Origin of the sequence: Brenneria roseae subsp. americana (genome assembly GCF_003115815.1) — a bacterium.
GTDB lineage: Bacteria > Pseudomonadota > Gammaproteobacteria > Enterobacterales > Enterobacteriaceae > Brenneria > Brenneria roseae.
Genome location: NZ_QDKJ01000010.1, coordinates 1 through 17,628 on the forward strand (window position 1 = coordinate 1; position 17,628 = coordinate 17,628).

Annotated in this window: 12 protein-coding genes; 7 read left to right on the forward strand and 5 right to left on the reverse strand. The window is 50.0% G+C overall.

Going from position 1 to position 17,628, the window contains the following annotated elements:
* Positions 1–408: 408 nt before the first annotated feature.
* The 3 genes from ldtD (at position 409) to B4923_RS13455 (ending at position 3,656) form a co-directional block, all read left to right on the forward strand.
* The gene (gene ldtD / locus B4923_RS13445; protein WP_483861873.1) at positions 409–2,148 is read left to right on the forward strand and encodes a L,D-transpeptidase; all 1,740 of its coding nucleotides are present in this window, start codon (positions 409–411) and stop codon (positions 2,146–2,148) included.
* 184 nt (positions 2,149–2,332) lie between these two features.
* Positions 2,333–2,881, forward strand: a complete 549-nt coding sequence (gene mepK / locus B4923_RS13450) for a peptidoglycan L,D-endopeptidase MepK (RefSeq protein ID WP_109054880.1) — start codon at positions 2,333–2,335, stop codon at positions 2,879–2,881.
* A 127-nt stretch (positions 2,882–3,008) separates the two neighbouring features.
* Positions 3,009–3,656, forward strand: a complete 648-nt coding sequence (locus B4923_RS13455; protein ID WP_109054881.1) for an MBL fold metallo-hydrolase — start codon at positions 3,009–3,011, stop codon at positions 3,654–3,656.
* Between the two features lie 72 nt (positions 3,657–3,728).
* Here the strand turns inward: B4923_RS13455 and B4923_RS13460 are convergent, their stop codons facing one another.
* The 4 genes from B4923_RS13460 to pncB form a co-directional block, all read right to left on the reverse strand.
* Positions 3,729–4,919 carry an amino acid aminotransferase gene (locus B4923_RS13460; protein ID WP_109054882.1) on the reverse strand — a complete coding sequence of 397 codons (1,191 nt, stop codon included), beginning with the start codon at positions 4,917–4,919 and terminating at the stop codon, positions 3,729–3,731.
* Between the two features lie 246 nt (positions 4,920–5,165).
* The gene (locus B4923_RS13465; protein ID WP_109054883.1) at positions 5,166–6,269 is read right to left on the reverse strand and encodes a porin; all 1,104 of its coding nucleotides are present in this window, start codon (positions 6,267–6,269) and stop codon (positions 5,166–5,168) included.
* Between the two features lie 294 nt (positions 6,270–6,563).
* Positions 6,564–7,964 (reverse strand): asparagine--tRNA ligase, encoded by a 1,401-nt coding sequence (gene asnS / locus B4923_RS13470; RefSeq protein WP_109054884.1) that lies wholly within the window; start codon positions 7,962–7,964, stop codon positions 6,564–6,566.
* Positions 7,965–8,143: 179 nt separating this feature from the next.
* Positions 8,144–9,349, reverse strand: coding sequence for a nicotinate phosphoribosyltransferase (pncB, locus tag B4923_RS13475; protein ID WP_109054885.1), 1,206 nt, complete (start codon positions 9,347–9,349; stop codon positions 8,144–8,146).
* A gap of 351 nt (positions 9,350–9,700) precedes the next feature.
* Here pncB and pepN point away from each other — a divergent pair, with 351 nt between their 5' ends.
* The 3 genes from pepN (at position 9,701) to B4923_RS13490 (ending at position 14,272) form a co-directional block, all read left to right on the forward strand.
* Positions 9,701–12,316: an aminopeptidase N gene (gene pepN, locus B4923_RS13480; protein WP_109054886.1), complete on the forward strand. Its 2,616-nt coding sequence runs from the start codon at positions 9,701–9,703 to the stop codon at positions 12,314–12,316.
* Positions 12,317–12,501: 185 nt separating this feature from the next.
* Positions 12,502–13,512 carry a quinone-dependent dihydroorotate dehydrogenase gene (pyrD, locus tag B4923_RS13485; RefSeq protein ID WP_109054887.1) on the forward strand — a complete coding sequence of 337 codons (1,011 nt, stop codon included), beginning with the start codon at positions 12,502–12,504 and terminating at the stop codon, positions 13,510–13,512.
* Positions 13,513–13,702: 190 nt separating this feature from the next.
* The gene (locus B4923_RS13490) at positions 13,703–14,272 is read left to right on the forward strand and encodes a cell division protein ZapC (protein ID WP_109054888.1); all 570 of its coding nucleotides are present in this window, start codon (positions 13,703–13,705) and stop codon (positions 14,270–14,272) included.
* A gap of 20 nt (positions 14,273–14,292) precedes the next feature.
* Here B4923_RS13490 and B4923_RS13495 read toward each other — a convergent pair whose 3' ends face one another.
* Positions 14,293–15,354, reverse strand: a complete 1,062-nt coding sequence (locus B4923_RS13495) for a YcbX family protein (protein ID WP_425428631.1) — start codon at positions 15,352–15,354, stop codon at positions 14,293–14,295.
* A 156-nt stretch (positions 15,355–15,510) separates the two neighbouring features.
* Between B4923_RS13495 and rlmKL the strand changes: the two genes are divergently transcribed.
* Positions 15,511–17,628 carry a bifunctional 23S rRNA (guanine(2069)-N(7))-methyltransferase RlmK/23S rRNA (guanine(2445)-N(2))-methyltransferase RlmL gene (gene rlmKL, locus B4923_RS13500; protein ID WP_109054890.1) on the forward strand — a complete coding sequence of 706 codons (2,118 nt, stop codon included), beginning with the start codon at positions 15,511–15,513 and terminating at the stop codon, positions 17,626–17,628.

A 17,628-nucleotide genomic window follows, 5' to 3' on the forward strand; every position in this document is an offset into this window, starting at 1 on the left:
ATGGGGCGAAATCAATGCCACCTGCTATGCAGGTGGTTTTTTACGGCGGCGATCCTGTCGCGCCGAGCGTCGCCCGCTCGCGAGGTTTAAAATTGCTCCCGGCGATGTTGGAGGATGGCGCGTAAAAAGGGGATAACTTGCCGGACCAGTAAGATAATAGTGTGAAGGGAGAAGCAAAATTATTTTTCTCTTTATATACTGACAATAAAGACGGAAGAATATGCCATTCATGAACGACGATATTATCTGCTTTGAACCACGGGTGAATATTGCCACTTAAAACCATAATTTTTTATTTGCAATAATTGAGTTCGGTTATTTTATTTCCACGACCAAAACCGTTTGTCGTGGAAGGAATGGTAGTCAATGTGTACAGGGGATATATGGATGTTGTTATATAAACGAAAAATGCAGAGGCTACTGTGGAGTGCCGGTTGTATCTGGGTATGTAGCCTGTTTCCTTCTTTTTCGGCGCTGGCGGCATCACCCACGGCTTTGTCTGGTGTTGCGCAAAGTCCCGGAGCAGTTTCGATAGAACAAAGTAGAGCGTTATTATTGGCGACATTGCCTAAATCGGTGACGCCAAAATATCTGTCCGACCTGCCATTATTATATGCCAGTCACGCTATGCAACCCATGTGGACTGACAATCGTGCTGTTCAGCAATTTCAACAGCAGCTGGCCGAATTGGCGATTGCCGGGATACAGCCTCAGTTCACCACATGGGTTTCCTGGTTGACCGATCCTCAAATCACCGGTTTTGCTCGAGACATTATCTTATCCGATGCCATGCTCGGTTATTTGCAGTTTGTTTCCGACGTTGAGCGCAATGGCAATAGCTGGTTATACAGCAGCGTGCCTTATCGTTTGCAATCCCCATCAGCAAGTGTGGTCAGCCAATGGCAGCAGTCAATCGCATCGGGAAACAGCGCGGCGTATGTTGCTTCGCTGGCGCCTCAACATTCGCAATACGCCAAGATGCATGATGCATTGAAAAACATGCTGATGGATAATCGCCCCTGGCCGAAATTGAACCTGTCTGAAACGCTGCGTCCGGAACAACAAAGTCAGGAATTGGCAGTCCTGCGTGAAATTCTGCAACGGACCGGCATGTTGACGGCAACAGAGAATCTTGTGTTGTTCAGTGAACAACAGGTGGCCGCGGCGTTATCTGTTACGCCACAGCCTGCACAAGGATCGGAAACGAGCACCCTTGACAGTGCCTTGACGGATCCTGAAAACCGTTATAGCGGCGAACTGGTTGAAGCGGTTAAACGTTTCCAGCATTGGCAAGGGCTGGAGGCTGACGGCGTGATTGGTAAGCGAACGCGCGATTGGCTGAATGTTTCACCTCAGATGCGGGCAACGTTGCTGGCGTTGAATATTCAGCGACTGCGTTTGCTGCCGGATAATGTCAACACTGGCATTATGGTGAATATCCCCAATTACTCGCTGATTTACTATCAGGACGGCGCGGAGCGGCTGTCATCGCGGGTGATTGTGGGACAGCCTAAGCGCAAAACGCCGTTGATGAGCAGTTCGCTTTATAATGTGGTGGTCAATCCGCCGTGGAATGTTCCCACCACGCTGACGCGTCAGGATATTATTCCGAAGGTTATTCGGGATCCAGGCTATTTACAGCGTCATGGCTATACGGTGCTGTCTGGCTGGAGTCAGGATTCAGAAGCGATTGACCCCGCGATGATTGACTGGCCCATGGTTTCTCCAGATCGTTTCCCTTATCGGCTGCGTCAGGCGCCGGGCGTCAACAACTCGTTGGGACGCTATAAGTTCAACATGCCAAACTCGGAAGCTATCTATCTGCATGATACGCCGAATCATAATCTGTTCCAGCGAGATATCCGGGCACTGAGTTCGGGCTGTGTTCGCGTCAACAAGGCATCTGAACTGGCCGCCATGCTATTACAGGATGCAGGTTGGAATAATGCGCGTATCTCATCAACGCTGGATCAGGGCAATACGACTTATGTGCCGATGAAACATCGGATCCCGGTAAGCCTGTATTATTTAACCGCGTGGGTTGCGGAGGATGGTAAACCACAGTTCAGAACAGATATTTACAATTATGATGATACGGCAAGAGCGGGCGCGCACATATTACCAAAAGCGGGTTTATTGCTGTTGTAATTATTGAAAATTGCGCGACTTAGCGAAACCGACGCGAATTCCACTCTCGGGGGGATCATTGCGATCCCCTTCAAACCCATGACTAAAGCGGGTTGACTCACTTTTCATAGGCAGTTAAGGTTCATGGCGGTGCGTTTTGTGTGCCTCCATTTACACCGTTCTTTTAGCCAGGGTAATTCGTTCTATGGAAGACATTGACAATCATCGTCGCAAATGGCTTGCGCTAGGTGGTGCAGCATTAGGTATTGCACTTCTTCCCGGTCAAGCGTTCGCTACTTTATCGACACCCCGACCACGTATTTTAACGCTTAATAACCTCAATACGGGTGAACGCCTCAAAACGGAATTCTTTAATGGCAGAGGTTACAATAAAGAAGAATTGTCCCGTTTAAACCACTTTTTCCGTGACTACCGCGCAAATAAAGTTAAAACGATTGATCCCCACCTTTTTGATCAGCTTTACCGCTTACAGGTGATGCTGGAAACGAATAAGCCGATACAGCTGATTTCTGGATATCGGGCAATCGACACCAATAATGAACTCCGTGCGCACAGCAAAGGCGTTGCCAAACAAAGCTATCATACCAAAGGGCAGGCGATGGATTTTCATATCGACGGTGTTCAACTCGCCAACCTGCGAAAAGCGGCGATAAAGATGCGGGCAGGCGGGGTTGGTTATTATCCTCGCAGCAATTTTGTTCATATCGATACCGGCCCTGTTCGCACCTGGTAGCATTTCGGGTTACGATGGATCATCTCGAAATCATTTACCCTGACAGACAAGGGCGCGGCTGACATTGTTGTCATCGCCGGGTTTTGCGACAGCCAGAGCCTGTCAGGTTGTTTTAAAATGGAGCGGTATGAAATATCAAATAGTCCCTGTGACGGCGTTTAGCCAGAACTGTACATTACTATGGTGTGAAGCGACGAACGAAGCTGCCATTGTCGATCCTGGCGGTGATGCGGATAAAATCAAACGTGCGGTGACGAATGCGGGTATCACGGTAAAGCAAATTTTACTGACCCATGGACATTTAGACCACGTTGGTGCGGCGGCCGAGCTTGCAGAATATTATCAGGTGCCGATCGTTGGCCCCCATATTAAAGATACTTTCTGGCTGGAAGGATTGCCCGCACAGAGCCGCATGTTTGGACTGGATGAATGTAAACCGTTAACGCCTTCGCGCTGGCTACAGGAAGGGGACACGGTTAAAGTCGGCAAGGTTGTGTTGGCCGTATTCCATTGCCCTGGTCATACGCCCGGTCATGTTGTCTTTTTTGATGAAGTTTCACGGCTGGCTCAGGTTGGCGACGTAATTTTTAATGGCGGCGTAGGGCGCACCGACTTCCCACAGGGCGACCATCAGGCGCTGATCTCTTCGATCAAGAATAAACTGTTTCCGCTGGGTGATGATGTCACCTTTATTCCCGGGCATGGACCGATCTCGACGTTAGGTCAGGAACGGAGAACCAATCCTTTTGTTCGTGATGAACCTGCGATTTGGTAGGTTTACATCAGGCACGCATAAAAAAGCCGGCTAAATTGCCGGCTTTTTCGTTAATTGTTATCAGGTTATCCGTTACAGTACCGCGACGATGGCCTCACACAGCGGAGCCATGTTTTCAGGCGTCATGCCTGCAACGTTGATACGACCAGAATTAACGGCATAAACACCAAATTCATCACGCAGGCGCAGGACCTGATCTTTATTCAGTCCGCTGAATGAGAACATGCCATTTTGGTTAATAATAAAAGAGAAGTCCTGTTTGGCGCCTTTCTCCTGTAGCGTATTCACAAACAGCTGACGCATGCGCTGGATACGTTCACGCATTGCCGTCAGTTCCTGCTCCCAGATGGCGCGCAGTGCATCGTTGCCGAGAATGGTTGCAACCACGGTCGCACCGTGTGACGGCGGGTTGGAGTAGTTTGCGCGAATGGCGGCTTTCACCTGGCTGAACGCTTTATCCATGGTCTCGGCATCGGCGGCAACCACCGTACAGGCGCCCACGCGCTCGTTATACAGGCCGAAGTTCTTGGAATAAGAGCTGCAAACGATCAGTTCGTGGTGTTTTGCTGCGAAAATGCGCAATCCTTCAGCATCTTCTTCCAGACCTCGGGCAAAACCCTGATAAGCGAAATCAAATAGCGGCAGCCACCCTTTTTGTACAGAAAGCTCGGCCAGTTTGCTCCACTGTTCCGCGGTGGGGTCGATACCCGTAGGGTTATGGCAACAACCGTGGAAAAGCACCACATCGCCAGCCTGAGCGGCGTTAAGGCTGTTTAACAGGCCATCGAAGTCCAGTGAGTGGTTGGCGGCATCGTAGTAATTATATTCGCAGACTTCCAGCCCGACCGCAGAGAATATGTTTTTGTGATTTGGCCAGGTAGGGTTGCTGATCCAGATGCGTTTCGCCGATGTCTGGTTAGCGATAAAATCGGCCGCGACGCGCAGGCCGCCGGTACCGCCCGGCGTTTGCGCCGTGCGTGCGCGTTTGTCGGTAATGATGCTGTTATGTTTGCCAAACAGCAATTCCTGCGTGCACAGGGCAAAGGCAGGAAGACCATCTATGCCCAAATAGTTTTTTGTCGTCTCGTTTTCTAACAGAAACTGTTCTGCTTTTTTAACGCTGGTCAGTACCGGTGTTTTACCCGTTTCATCTTTATAAACACCAATCCCTAAATTGATTTTGCCCGGACGAGCATCAGCGCGGAAAAGATCGGTCAGCCCAAGAATAGGATCGGCGGGTGCGGCGGAGATATTTTCAAACATTGATAGGGTGTTCCATGACAGAGATTAAGCAAGAATTCCCAGATTACCGCCACCAAAAGCCTTTGCCAACCACTGAATTAAAAAAGAAGGGGAAATAATAAAGGGGGAGGAGGAAACAAAATAAAAGACTGGTTAAAAAGAGATTATGGAGATTTAAACACAGAACAGACAAACAAAAAGACAGGGCCGAAGCCCTGTCTTTTCCGCACGATAAACGGTTAAACCGTTACACGAGGCATAATCAACTTAGAACTGATAAACCAGACCAACAGCAACGGTATCGTCATCATTGAGGCCGTATGCGTTGTCGTCTTTGATCAGGTTGATCTGGTATTCAACAAAGGTAGACATGTTTTTGTTAAATGCATAGGTTGCAGCAACGCTGACGTATTTGGTGATGTAGTCATTACGGTTATTAGCATCATCTTTGGACTTAGCAGACACATAAGCCAGAGACGGAGTCAGACCGAAATCAAAGTTATACTGGGCAACTGCTTCAAAAATCTTGGTTTTATCAGCAAAATCAGTAGCTACTTCGCCAGCACGACCAGAGTCAATGAAGCTCAGGTTACGGGATTCTCCGTATGTTGCTGCTAAATAAACACTATTAGCATCATATTTCAGACCAGTAGCCCAAGATTCGGCTTTTTTGCCACGACCACTCGCCAAGTCATTCTGATCATCAGTACGGTTGCTTGACGCATATGAAGCTATAACGCCCAGACCGATGTCTGATTCGTAAGAAGATGAGATGCCCCAGCCGTCACCGTTCTGTACTCCTTCAGTACGGCCGGTACTGTTGGTGGTGTTGCTGCTGTTTTTACCTTGATATTGCAGAGCAAAGTTCCAACCATCAACCAAGCCGAAGAAATTGCTGTTACGATAAGTGGCAACACCAGTAGAACGGCTGGTCAGGAAGTTGTCAGTGTTGCTCTGGTCTCCACCGAATTCAGGCAGAACGTCTGTATAAGAAATACCGTCATACGCGATACCCTGATTACGACCATAGTCGAAAGAACCAAAGTCAGCGAATTTCAGACCAGCAAAGGCAAAACGAGTTTTATCACTGTTAGCTGAATTGGTACCTTCTGTTCTGTTCCCTCTGAATTCATATTCGAAGCGGCCATAACCGGTCAGTTCGCTGGTGATTTGAGTTTCGCCTTTAAAGCCCAGACGAGCATAGGTCTTATCACCATTATTACCATCGTTATCAGAGAAGTAATGCAGGCCGTTTACTTTACCAGTCAGATCCAGCTTGTTACCGTCTTTGTTATATACTTCAGCAGCATTTGCTGCGCCTGCGGCTAACAGAGCTGGGATTACCACTGCAAGAATATTGCGTTTCATCATTATTACCCTCATTGGTGTTATTCAGACACCTGCCACTGCCATAAAAAATTCCTTACGGAACATTCCTGAAAGTTTGGTGTCTTCCTGTGTCTGAACGCAGTTTTCCATTCACTCGCCAGTTAATCCACCCCGAAAATGCTACTAAGTTCTCAATCGAGTAACCAATGGAAAATTTGTATTACAAAATGTAAATTTTAGGGAACTTTGTGAGGCAGCCCTAAAATTAAAAAAAAAGAGTCGGGAACCCCGACTCTCCTTTTCTACATATTTGTTTTACTTATATTAAATTTTTATTTAGAAACTGGCGTTCCTCGGCGTGCGTGGGAATGGAATAACATCGCGCACATTTTGTACGCCAGTAACATAAGCGATCAGGCGTTCAAATCCTAATCCAAATCCGGAATGTGGAATAGTGCCGTAACGGCGCAGATCGCGGTACCACCAGTAATCTTCTTTATTCAGTCCCATCGCTTCCAGACGGCTATCCAACTGCTCCAGACGCTCTTCACGCTGAGAACCGCCGATGATTTCACCAATTCCCGGCGCCAGCACATCCATGGCGGCAACGGTTTTACCGTCGCTATTCATACGCATATAGAATGCTTTGATGTCTTTCGGGTAGTTTTTAACCACAACGGGGGCTTTGAAATGTTTCTCCGCCAGATAACGCTCGTGTTCGGAAGAGAGATCCACGCCCCAGTAAACCGGATTTTCAAACTGTTGACCGCAGTTCAGCAATATTTCTACGGCGTCACTATAGTCGACCTGAGCAAAATCAGACGTGATAAAGCTTTTCAAACGGCTGACCGCTTCTTTATCTACACGCTCAGCGAAGAACGCCATATCATCCGCACGTTCATCAAGAACGGCTTTAAAGACATACTTCAACAAGTTTTCGGCCAGACCGGCGATATCATCCAGTGAAGCAAAAGCGACTTCCGGTTCGATCATCCAGAATTCAGCCAGATGACGGCTGGTATTGGAGTTTTCTGCGCGGAACGTTGGGCCAAAGGTATACACTTTGGAGAGCGCGCACGCATAGGTTTCGCCGTTCAACTGACCCGATACGGTAAGAAACGCTTCTTTGCCAAAAAAGTCTTCGCTGAAATCTACCTTGCCTTGCTCAGTACGCGGCAAATTTTCCAGATCGAGGGTGGAAACGCGGAACATTTCACCCGCGCCTTCCGTATCGGAAGCCGTAATCAGCGGCGTTGACACCCAAAAGTAACCATTTTCATGAAAGAAACGGTGAATGGCCTGAGCCAGCGTATGACGAACACGGGCAACGGCGCCGATCAGATTGGTGCGCGGACGCAAATGTGCCACTTCACGCAAATATTCGATGCTGTGGCGTTTTGCGGCCATTGGATAAGTGTCCGGGTCGTCAACCCAGCCAATTACGTTGACCTGGGATGCCTGCAACTCAAAACTTTGGCCTTCGCCTGGGGATGCCACGACTTTGCCCGTCACTTCCACGGAACAGCCTGTGGTCAGGCGCAGGACGTCATTCTGGTAATTGGAGAGATTATTATTAACGACAGCCTGTAATGGATTAAAGCAGGAGCCGTCATAAACGGCAACAAAGGAGATACCGGCTTTAGAATCTCTCCGGGTACGTACCCAGCCGCGCACGGTGACTTCGCTGTCAACGGCAACACGGCCTTGCAGTACGTCGACTACAGGCACTACGCTCATAAAATTCTCTCTTCAATTAACTATTGTTTAGAAACAGTGGATGACCCGGAAACGGGTGAATTGCTATGTTACTTGCCGTCGAGCAGGACACAAGCAGAAATCACCGGAATGCAATAAGTTTTATGCATTCCGGCTTATCCGGACTAAAAGTTAGGCAGTCTCGGCCTGGTCAACAGGAATTAACTGGCTTTTCTTATGCGGGGCAGAGCGAATGCTTTGCGCAATTCACACACAAAGGCCTGATCCTGACAAATCGTTTTTCCCGGGCTATCGGACAGTTTTGCGACCGGCTTACCATTGCACTCCACCAGTTTGATGACGATGTTCAATGGCGTTATTCCCGGAATATCGCAAGTCAGGCGAGTGCCGATACCAAATACCAGATTGATACGCGGCCAGAAGTGACGATATAGCTTGAGCGCTTTATCAAGATTCAGATTATCGGAAAACACCAGCGTTTTACTCATCGGATCAATGTCTAAACGCTGATAATGGGCAATCGCTTTTTCTCCCCAATCGACCGGATCACCCGAGTCATGGCGTAACCCTTGATAGGATTCGGCAAAGCGGGTATCAAAATCGCGCAGGAAGGCATCCATGGTAATGCAGTCGGTCAGCGCAATACCCAGTTGATTGGGGTATTCGTTTAACCACATCTGCAACGCCGCACGCTGGCTGTTGGCAAGTACCGGACTGATTTGTTGATGAGCCTGGAACCATTCGTGAGCCTGAGTACCAACGGGCGTCAGTTTTAAACGGCGAGCCAAATCATAGTTGCTGGTGCCGATGAGATACGGAAACTCGGATTGCAGTTTGCTGACGATCCGGTATTGAACGTCGCGTGAAAAGCGGCGGCGGGTACCAAAATCCATGAGCTTGAATTGGCTGATGTCCATATCGGCGCTGATCTGCCGGAAATGGGCCAGCGTTTTATCAAGCTGTGCAATCGCTTGCTCGGCTCCGACCTGCGAAGAGCGGTTCCGATGGACCACTTCGCTGATCACCGCCAGCAGCGGCACTTCCCACAGGATGACTTCCCGCCATGGCCCGGCAATACGAATATCCAGCTTACCGTGGTTATTCCTGATGCTCACCTGCTGTGGATTGAAACGAAATGTTTTCAGCCAGTTCAGGTAATCCTGCTTGAAGAAGGGCAGGGAAGAAAGATAGCTAAGCTCTTCGTCGCTCAGCGACAAAAAGCGCATAAGAGCAACCTGCTCGGTTATCTCTTCAGCATAGGTTCCCAACAATTCATCACCGCGACAGCGGAATTCAGCCGCAACATCGACATGGTAATAGTGGTGATACACGGCTTGCTGCATATGCAGCTTGTAAGCATCGGTATCCAGTAATGAAGTTAGAATCGGGGAAGTGTGCAAAGTCATAATGCGTTACAGCATCCTCGTTAGACGCATATCCACTTTCAGGACAATCGGCAAGGTTCGGTCAGTATACCTTGATTCCCATTTCTTTACCTTATCACAACATAATGGGGCGCCAGAGGCGAGATTTAAACGTGCTATACCTGTCATCTTTCAAATGCAGGTACGTCGGCTACACTAAATTATTCCGGGTCCCTTTCCGGGCCTATCTCTTCGGCGCGACCGCCAACCGCTTTCTTGCCACTCGAAATCTATTGAGTAGATGACGGAATTTATCATTATATTGTCTTGGTAACATCGACGTAACAGGAATAGACTTCATTCCTGAAGCTTATGAGGAGATGGAAACGTTATATGAATCAACAGCTGCAAGTGAAATATCGCCACGACTATCGCGCGCCGGATTATACCATCACGGATATTGCTCTGGATTTTGATCTGCATGCGGAGAAAACGCGTGTAAAGGCAGTAAGCAAGGTGGTTCTGCAAGGGGAGGCGGGAGCGCCGCTCAAGCTGGATGGTGAAGGTCTGACGCTGGTGAGCCTGAGCGTTGATGGCGTGGCGTGGCCGCATTATGAACCACAGGATGACGGTCTGGTACTGACGAAGTTGCCTGCCAGATTTACGCTCAGTATCGAAACCGATATTAATCCGGCGGCCAACAGCGCGCTGGAAGGGCTCTATCAGTCCGGCGAGGCGCTGTGTACCCAGTGTGAAGCTGAAGGTTTCCGCCATATAACCTATTATCTCGATCGTCCAGACGTGTTGGCCAAATTTACCACGCGCATTACTGCCGATAAGACCCGCTATCCCTATTTGTTGTCCAACGGCAACCGTATCGCCCAGGGCGATCTGGAAGGCGGTCGTCACTGGATTGAATGGCAGGATCCGTTCCCTAAACCGTGCTATCTGTTTGCGCTGGTCGCCGGTGATTTTGATGTGCTGCGGGATAGTTTTACCACGCGTTCCGGCCGAGATGTGGCGTTGGAACTCTATGTTGATCGCGGCAACCTCGATCGCGCTGGCTGGGCGATGACTTCATTGCAGAATGCCATGAAGTGGGATGAAACCCGTTTTGGCCTCGAGTATGACCTCGATATCTATATGATTGTGGCCGTGGACTTCTTTAATATGGGAGCCATGGAAAACAAAGGGTTGAATGTGTTCAACTCCAAGTATGTGCTGGCCAAAGCGGAAACGGCCACGGATAAAGATTACCTGAATATTGAAGCGGTCATCGGTCACGAGTATTTCCATAACTGGACGGGCAACCGCGTCACCTGCCGCGATTGGTTCCAGCTCAGTCTGAAAGAAGGGTTGACGGTGTTCCGCGATCAGGAATTCAGTTCGGATCTGGGCTCTCGTCCGGTGAACCGTATTGATAATGTGCGTGTTATGCGTGGAGCCCAGTTCGCGGAAGACGCCGGCCCGATGTCGCATCCGATTCGTCCCGATCAGGTAATAGAAATGAACAACTTCTATACTCTGACCGTGTATGAAAAGGGATCGGAAGTGATCCGCATGATGCATACCTTATTAGGCGAAGAGAAATTCCAGGCCGGGATGCGCCTCTATTTCGAACGTCATGATGGCAGCGCCGCCACCTGCGATGATTTTGTCCAGGCGATGGAAGATGCCTCCGGTGTGGATCTCACCCAGTTCCGGCGCTGGTATAGCCAGTCGGGTACGCCAGTGCTGACCATCCGTGATGATTACGATCCGCAAACACAGCAATACCTGTTGAGCGTCAGCCAGATGACGCCGGTGGGCGCAGATAAGCAGCCCAAGCTGCCGTTGCATATTCCATTGGATATTGAACTGTACGATCAGCAAGGACAGGCGATCCCGTTACAGAAGGATGGGCAACTATTGTCCTCAGTATTAAATGTTACGGAATCTGAGCAAACCTTTATTTTCGATCGGGTTCCCTGCCAGCCAATTCCTTCTTTATTACGTGAGTTTTCCGCGCCGGTAAAACTGAATTATGCCTGGAGCGATGCGCAACTGACTTTCCTGATGCGCCACGCCAGCAATGCGTTTTCCCGCTGGGATGCGGCACAAAGTCTGTTGGCCAATTACATTCGTCTGAACGTTTCCCGCTATCAGCAGAAGCAGGCGCTTTCCTTACCGATGCATGTGGTTGATGCGTTTCGGGGGGTATTGCTGGATGACAAACTGGATCCGATGCTGGCATCCCAGATCCTGACCTTGCCCAGTGAAAATGAGATCGCCGAACTGTTTGACGTTATCGATCCCGTAGCCATTGCTGCCGTGCGCGATGGTATTGTGCGGGCGATGGCGAAAGAGATGGCTGATGAATGGCTGGCGGTTTATCACGTTAATCATGCGCCTCAGTATCGAATTGAGCATGAGGATATTGGCAAACGCGCTCTGCGCAATGTCTGTCTGCATTATCTGGCATTTGGCGATGAGGTGCAGGCCGACAAGCTGGTAACGACTCAGTTTGCTCAGGCTGACAACATGACCGATTCGCTGGCGGCATTGTCTGCCGCGGTGAGCGCCCAGTTGCCGTGCCGTGAGGAATTGTTGTCCCGGTTTGATGAGCGCTGGCATCAGGATGGCCTGGTTATGGACAAGTGGTTTACCTTGCAGGCGACCAGTCCGGCTGAGGATGTGCTTGATCGGGTACGAGAGCTGCTGCGGCATCGTTCGTTCAGTCTGAATAATCCTAACCGTCTGCGTTCGTTGGTTGGCGCGTTTGCGGCTTCCAATCCTGCGGCTTTCCACGCCGGGGATGGCAGCGGCTACCGTTTCCTGACGGAGGTTCTGATCGACCTGAATACCCGCAATCCACAGGTCGCGGCGCGGTTGATCGAGCCATTGATCCGCTTGAAACGTTATGACGCCAAGCGGCAGGCGTTGATGCGTGAGTCGCTGGAACAGTTGAAAGCGCTGGAGAATCTGTCAGGCGATCTGTTCGAGAAGATCGGTAAAGCGCTGCGAGATTAACGCTGTTTTATTAGACCGAAAAAGCCACGCGCGCATTACGTCATGTCGCGCGTGGCTATCGTCATACTGTCCTTTCCCTTCTCCGCAAACGTTTTACTTTCCGCTGCGATAGAATTACCATCACGCCCGTGCGCGAAACCGTATTCCGACTTTGTTTATTTGCGATTGGGATCCCAGGAGACGATATGTTCTATCCCGTTATCAGGAAAGCGTTATTTCAGCTCGATCCAGAACGAGCTCATGAGCTGACCTTTCAACAATTACGCCGTATCACGAACACGCCGTTTGAATTTCTCGTCCGTCAGTCTGTTCCTACCAAACCGGTCACCTGTATGGGGCTGTCATTTAAAAATCCGCTGGGTTTGGCTGCCGGTCTTGATAAAGACGGAGAATGTATTGATGCGTTAGGAGCGATGGGATTCGGATTTATTGAGGTCGGAACCGTTACGCCTCGCCCTCAACCCGGTAATGATAAACCGAGATTATTCAGAATTGTTGAAGCGGAAGGGTTAATTAACCGGATGGGTTTCAATAATAAGGGTGTGGATTATCTGGTTGAGAATGTGAAAAAGACACGTTTTGGCGGCGTATTAGGGATCAATATCGGAAAAAATAAAGATACGCCGGTAGAGCAGGGGAAGGACGATTATTTGATCTGCATGGATAAAATTTATCCTCATGCGGGCTATATCGCGATCAACATCTCTTCACCAAATACACCGGGATTGCGTAGTCTGCAATATGGGGAAGCGCTGGACGATCTTTTGCAATCAATAAAAAATAAACAATCCGAATTACAGACGAAGTATCAGAAATATGTTCCGGTGGCAGTAAAGATCGCGCCGGATCTTTCTGAAGAAGAATTGATCCAGATTGCTGATAGTCTGGTGCGCCATAACATTGATGGTGTCATTGCTACCAATACCACGCTCGATAGAAAACTGGTTCAGGGATTAAATCATTGCGGGCAGACCGGCGGATTAAGCGGTCGACCTTTACAACTGCATAGCACGGAAATTATTCGTCGCTTATCGCAGGAATTATCCGGGCGTTTACCTATTATCGGTGTAGGCGGTATTGATTCCCTGATGGCGGCGCGCGAGAAATTGGATGCCGGAGCGACATTGATTCAGATTTATTCCGGCTTTATTTTCCGCGGACCGGGTCTGATAAAAGATATCGTGACACATATTTAATTATTTCTGCCTTTCATTTATCTCCGGGGGTTTATTTATTCCCCCGGCTAGTCTATATTTTATCCGTTTGCGTTAATAAACTATCAGCATCGACCTGGTTTTTTATTGCAGCATGTTGCAATCAGTCATTTCTGATTCTGGTTCTTTTTTTACGAAAGAACAGAAGAACAAAAGGCGAGGGATAAATAAGATGAAGTTAAAACCCGATGATAACTGGCGCTGGTACTTTGATACCGAACACGATCGGTTGATGTTGGATCTGGCAAACGGCATGTTATTCCGTTCGCGTTTTCCATCTAAAATGTTGACGCCGGATGCGTTTATTGAAGGCGCGTTCTGTGTTGAAGATGCCGCTTTATTTTTTACCTATAACGAAAAATGTCAGAAAATGGCATTAAATCGCTCGCTGCAAAGCGAGTTAATATTAAATGCGCTGGTGGCCAGCCGTTTTCTCAAGCCGTTAATGCCGAAAAGCTGGCATTTTGTTCAGCAGCATGTCGCAAATGATTATTTGCCGCAGACCGGAGATCTGGTGCAAGTGCAGGTTACCGAAAGTCAGGAAACGGCGTGTTTTCTGGTGGCGGAGGCCGGTGATAAAGCCAGCCTGTGTCTGCTGGCGCAGGAGCAATTAACGCTGAATGCGAAGACGATGATACTGGGTGATGCAATCAAAATCATGCATGACCGATTATTGCCCGCCGCCGCGCAGCATACGGCTGAACAAACGTCCTCCGCGTTCCATTATGCCAAAGTCGTTTAACGCCTCTGGCATAACCTACGTTATTGCAGGCTGATATCGCTCTGAGGAATACAGCTACAGGCGAGAATCGCGCCGTTCTTCCCTATTGCACTTTTCTTGAGTGCTGAAACCTCTCCGCTGACCAGCGTCATCTTACAGCACCCGCATATTCCGGCACGACACGAGTAAGGCACGCGAATTCCCTGTTGTTCCAGCTGTTCCAGCAGGATTTGCTGGTTATTTCCCCGCAGGTTTTTCCCCTGATATTGAATGGTTACCGCTTGTTCGCTTTGCGGTTTGACCGTCATGCTTCCGGCAATGTTGCCTGCACCGTAAGGACGCGGCGGTTTGGTCGTCAGGACTTCCAACGTATCGCCAACGCGAATAATACCGCTGTTCCTGGCAATCAGATTCTGACCAAAGTCGACATCGCCGTTTTCGGCGGTGCGGAAGGATTGTAACGTCGCCAGCGGCTCAGAAGACGGATGCTTTCTGCCACGCTCGATGCTGACTGTGGTCAGCACACAGCGGCTACAGGGTTTGGCGACATCAAAAATGACATCGCCAATCCGCACGGTCTGCCAGCTATCTTCGGCAAACGCCGGCGCGCCGGTCACCACCAGATTGGGACGAAACTGCTCGATCCTGATACCGGCCGGGCAGCGCTGACGCAGTGCCTGAAAAGACGCTTCGTTGATCAGGAGAAACGGGTAGCCATCGGCAAAAGAGAGTGGAACTTCAGGGTGTTGCTTAACCCGGCGCGATGGATCGTCGCCGACCCACCTCAGCTGTACCTGACGTTGAAAATAGCCACTCAGCCAGGTGTTAACCGCATCCGGGGCGACCTGCGACGTGAAGTGATTACCCCAGACTTCAGTTGGTTGTGGTGTAGGAATGAAGTCAGTAAAGCGAACGCTGGCGGTTTGCCCATCCGGTGCGGAGATGAACAGCCCGTCCGGTAGCAGTGCGGGAGTGAACAATACCATTTGCGGATATTGGCGGGCAGTAATAAAGGTGCCATCGGTTTCGGTAATCATAAAGGTTCTGTCATGCGCCAACCCGCTGGCGGAGGCCATCGCATGAGACAATTGCAAACCACGCATGGATTTTACCGGATGGATATAAAGCCGCGTTACGCCGATCACTGAACGGTTCCTTGCAGAAGTAAAACGGCAACTTTATGACAAGCGTCCCGGATTAGCTATAATGCGCGTCAATTTTCTTTTTTGGTGCCATTTCCTTTTGGTGATTGTGACGATATGAACGCTTTGTTTGCCAGCACGGCCCGTGGTCTGGAAGAACTATTAAAGAGTGAACTTGAAGCGCTGGGCGCTCAGGCCTGTGCTGTGGTGCAAGGCGGGGTACATTTTCAGGGAGATAATCGCCTGTTGTATCAAAGCCTGCTGTGGAGCCGTCTGGCATCACGTATTTTGCTGCCGCTGAATGAGTTCAAAGTGCATAGCGATTTGGATTTGTACCTCGGCGTGCAGGCTATCGACTGGTCAACGATTTTCGCCGTCGATAAAACGTTTGCCGTGCATTTCACCGGCACTAACGACGATATCCGTAATAGCCAGTATGGCGCATTGAAAGTCAAAGATGCCATTGTGGACAGCTTCAGCCGTAAAACGGGACAGCGTCCGGATGTGGCGAAACAGCAGCCGGATATTCGCATCAATGTCTTTTTACAGCGAGACACCGCCAGTGTCGCGTTGGATCTGAGTGGCGATGGATTACATCAGCGTGGTTATCGCGATCAGGCTGGCCTGGCTCCGCTGAAAGAAAACCTGGCGGCGGCGATTGTGCTGCGTTCCGGTTGGCAAAAAGGCACGCCGATGGTCGATCCGATGTGTGGTTCCGGTACGCTCCTGATTGAGGCGGCGATGATCGCGGCCGATCGAGCCCCCGGCCTGCATCGTACCCATTGGGGCTTTAATGCCTGGTTGCGGCACGATGCCGAACTGTGGCGTGATGTGACGGCGCAAGCGCAGGATCGGGCGCGTTTGGGGCTGCGTGAAACCTCCTCTCGCTTTTTTGGCTCCGATAACGATCGCCGGGTGATTGAGATTGCCAGAGCCAATGCCCGTCGTGCTGGCGTTGCTGAATTAATCACTTTTGCGGTGAAAGATGCCGCTCAGATCCAGAATCCGTTACCAGAAGGGCCGAAGGGAACGGTAGTCAGCAACCCGCCATACGGTGAGCGACTGGAAAGCGAACCGGCATTGATTGCGCTGCACAACCTGCTGGGACGCAAGATGAAAAGCGATTTTGGCGGCTGGCAGCTGTCGTTATTCAGCGCCTCGCCGGAACTGCTTAGCTGTCTGCAATTGCGTGCAGAACGCCAGTTCAAGGCTAAAAATGGTCCGCTGGACTGTGTGCAGAAAAATTATCAGCTCGCCGAGAGCCAGAACGAAACCCGCGGTCAAATTGCCGAGGATTTTGCCAACCGCCTGCGTAAAAACCTGCGCAAGCTGGAGAAATGGGCGAAGCAGCAGGGGATTGAGTGTTATCGTCTGTACGATGCTGACCTGCCGGAGTACAACGTGGCGGTCGATCGCTACGGTAGTTGGGTGGTCGTACAGGAGTATGCGCCGCCGAAAACCATTGATGCACAGAAGGTGCGTCAGCGCCTGTTTGATGTGATTAATGCGACGCTGAGCGTGTTGGAATTGCCATCCAATCGACTGATTTTGAAAACCCGGGAACGCCAGAAAGGAAAAAGTCAGTATGAGAAACTGGCGCAAAAGGGCGAATTTTTGCTGATAGAAGAGTATAACGCCAAACTGTGGGTCAACCTGACCGATTATCTGGATACCGGGCTGTTCCTCGATCACCGTATTGCCCGCAAAATGCTGGGCGAAATGAGCAATGGGAAAGATTTCCTCAACCTGTTTGCCTATACCGGTACGGCCAGCGTCCATGCCGGCCTGGGCGGGGCTCGAACCACCACCACGGTGGATATGTCGCGCACTTATCTGGAGTGGGCGGAAAAAAATCTGCGGGTCAACGGCCTGACCGGACGCCAGCATCGTTTGATTCATGCCGATTGTCTGTCGTGGCTGCGTGAAGCCAACGAACAGTTTGACGTTATTTTTATCGATCCGCCGACGTTCTCGAATTCGAAACGAATGGAAGATACCTTTGATGTTCAGCGCGATCACCTGGCATTAATGAAAGATCTCAAGCGGCTGTTGCGTCGCGGTGGCACGATCATGTTTTCCAACAATAAACGTGGCTTCCAGATGGATATGCCGGGATTGGCGGCGCTAGGAATGGCGGTGAAAGAGATTACCGCCCTTACGCAATCACAGGATTTCGCCCGAAACCGTCAGATTCATAACTGCTGGCTGCTGACGCATGCTGGCGAGGAAAAGTAA

Bases quoted from the DNA above. Each gene is read 5' to 3' on its own strand.
- ldtD (WP_483861873.1), top strand. From the start codon at position 409: ATGCAGAGGCTACTGTGGAGTGCCGGTTGTATCTGGGTATGTAGCCTG.
- mepK (WP_109054880.1), top strand. From the start codon at position 2,333: ATGGAAGACATTGACAATCATCGTCGCAAATGGCTTGCGCTAGGTGGT.
- B4923_RS13455 (WP_109054881.1), top strand. From the start codon at position 3,009: ATGAAATATCAAATAGTCCCTGTGACGGCGTTTAGCCAGAACTGTACA.
- B4923_RS13460 (WP_109054882.1), bottom strand. From the start codon at position 4,919: ATGTTTGAAAATATCTCCGCCGCACCCGCCGATCCTATTCTTGGGCTG.
- B4923_RS13465 (WP_109054883.1), bottom strand. From the start codon at position 6,269: ATGATGAAACGCAATATTCTTGCAGTGGTAATCCCAGCTCTGTTAGCC.
- asnS (WP_109054884.1), bottom strand. From the start codon at position 7,964: ATGAGCGTAGTGCCTGTAGTCGACGTACTGCAAGGCCGTGTTGCCGTT.
- pncB (WP_109054885.1), bottom strand. From the start codon at position 9,349: ATGACTTTGCACACTTCCCCGATTCTAACTTCATTACTGGATACCGAT.
- pepN (WP_109054886.1), top strand. From the start codon at position 9,701: ATGAATCAACAGCTGCAAGTGAAATATCGCCACGACTATCGCGCGCCG.
- pyrD (WP_109054887.1), top strand. From the start codon at position 12,502: ATGTTCTATCCCGTTATCAGGAAAGCGTTATTTCAGCTCGATCCAGAA.
- B4923_RS13490 (WP_109054888.1), top strand. From the start codon at position 13,703: ATGAAGTTAAAACCCGATGATAACTGGCGCTGGTACTTTGATACCGAA.
- B4923_RS13495 (WP_425428631.1), bottom strand. From the start codon at position 15,354: ATGCGTGGTTTGCAATTGTCTCATGCGATGGCCTCCGCCAGCGGGTTG.
- rlmKL (WP_109054890.1), top strand. From the start codon at position 15,511: ATGAACGCTTTGTTTGCCAGCACGGCCCGTGGTCTGGAAGAACTATTA.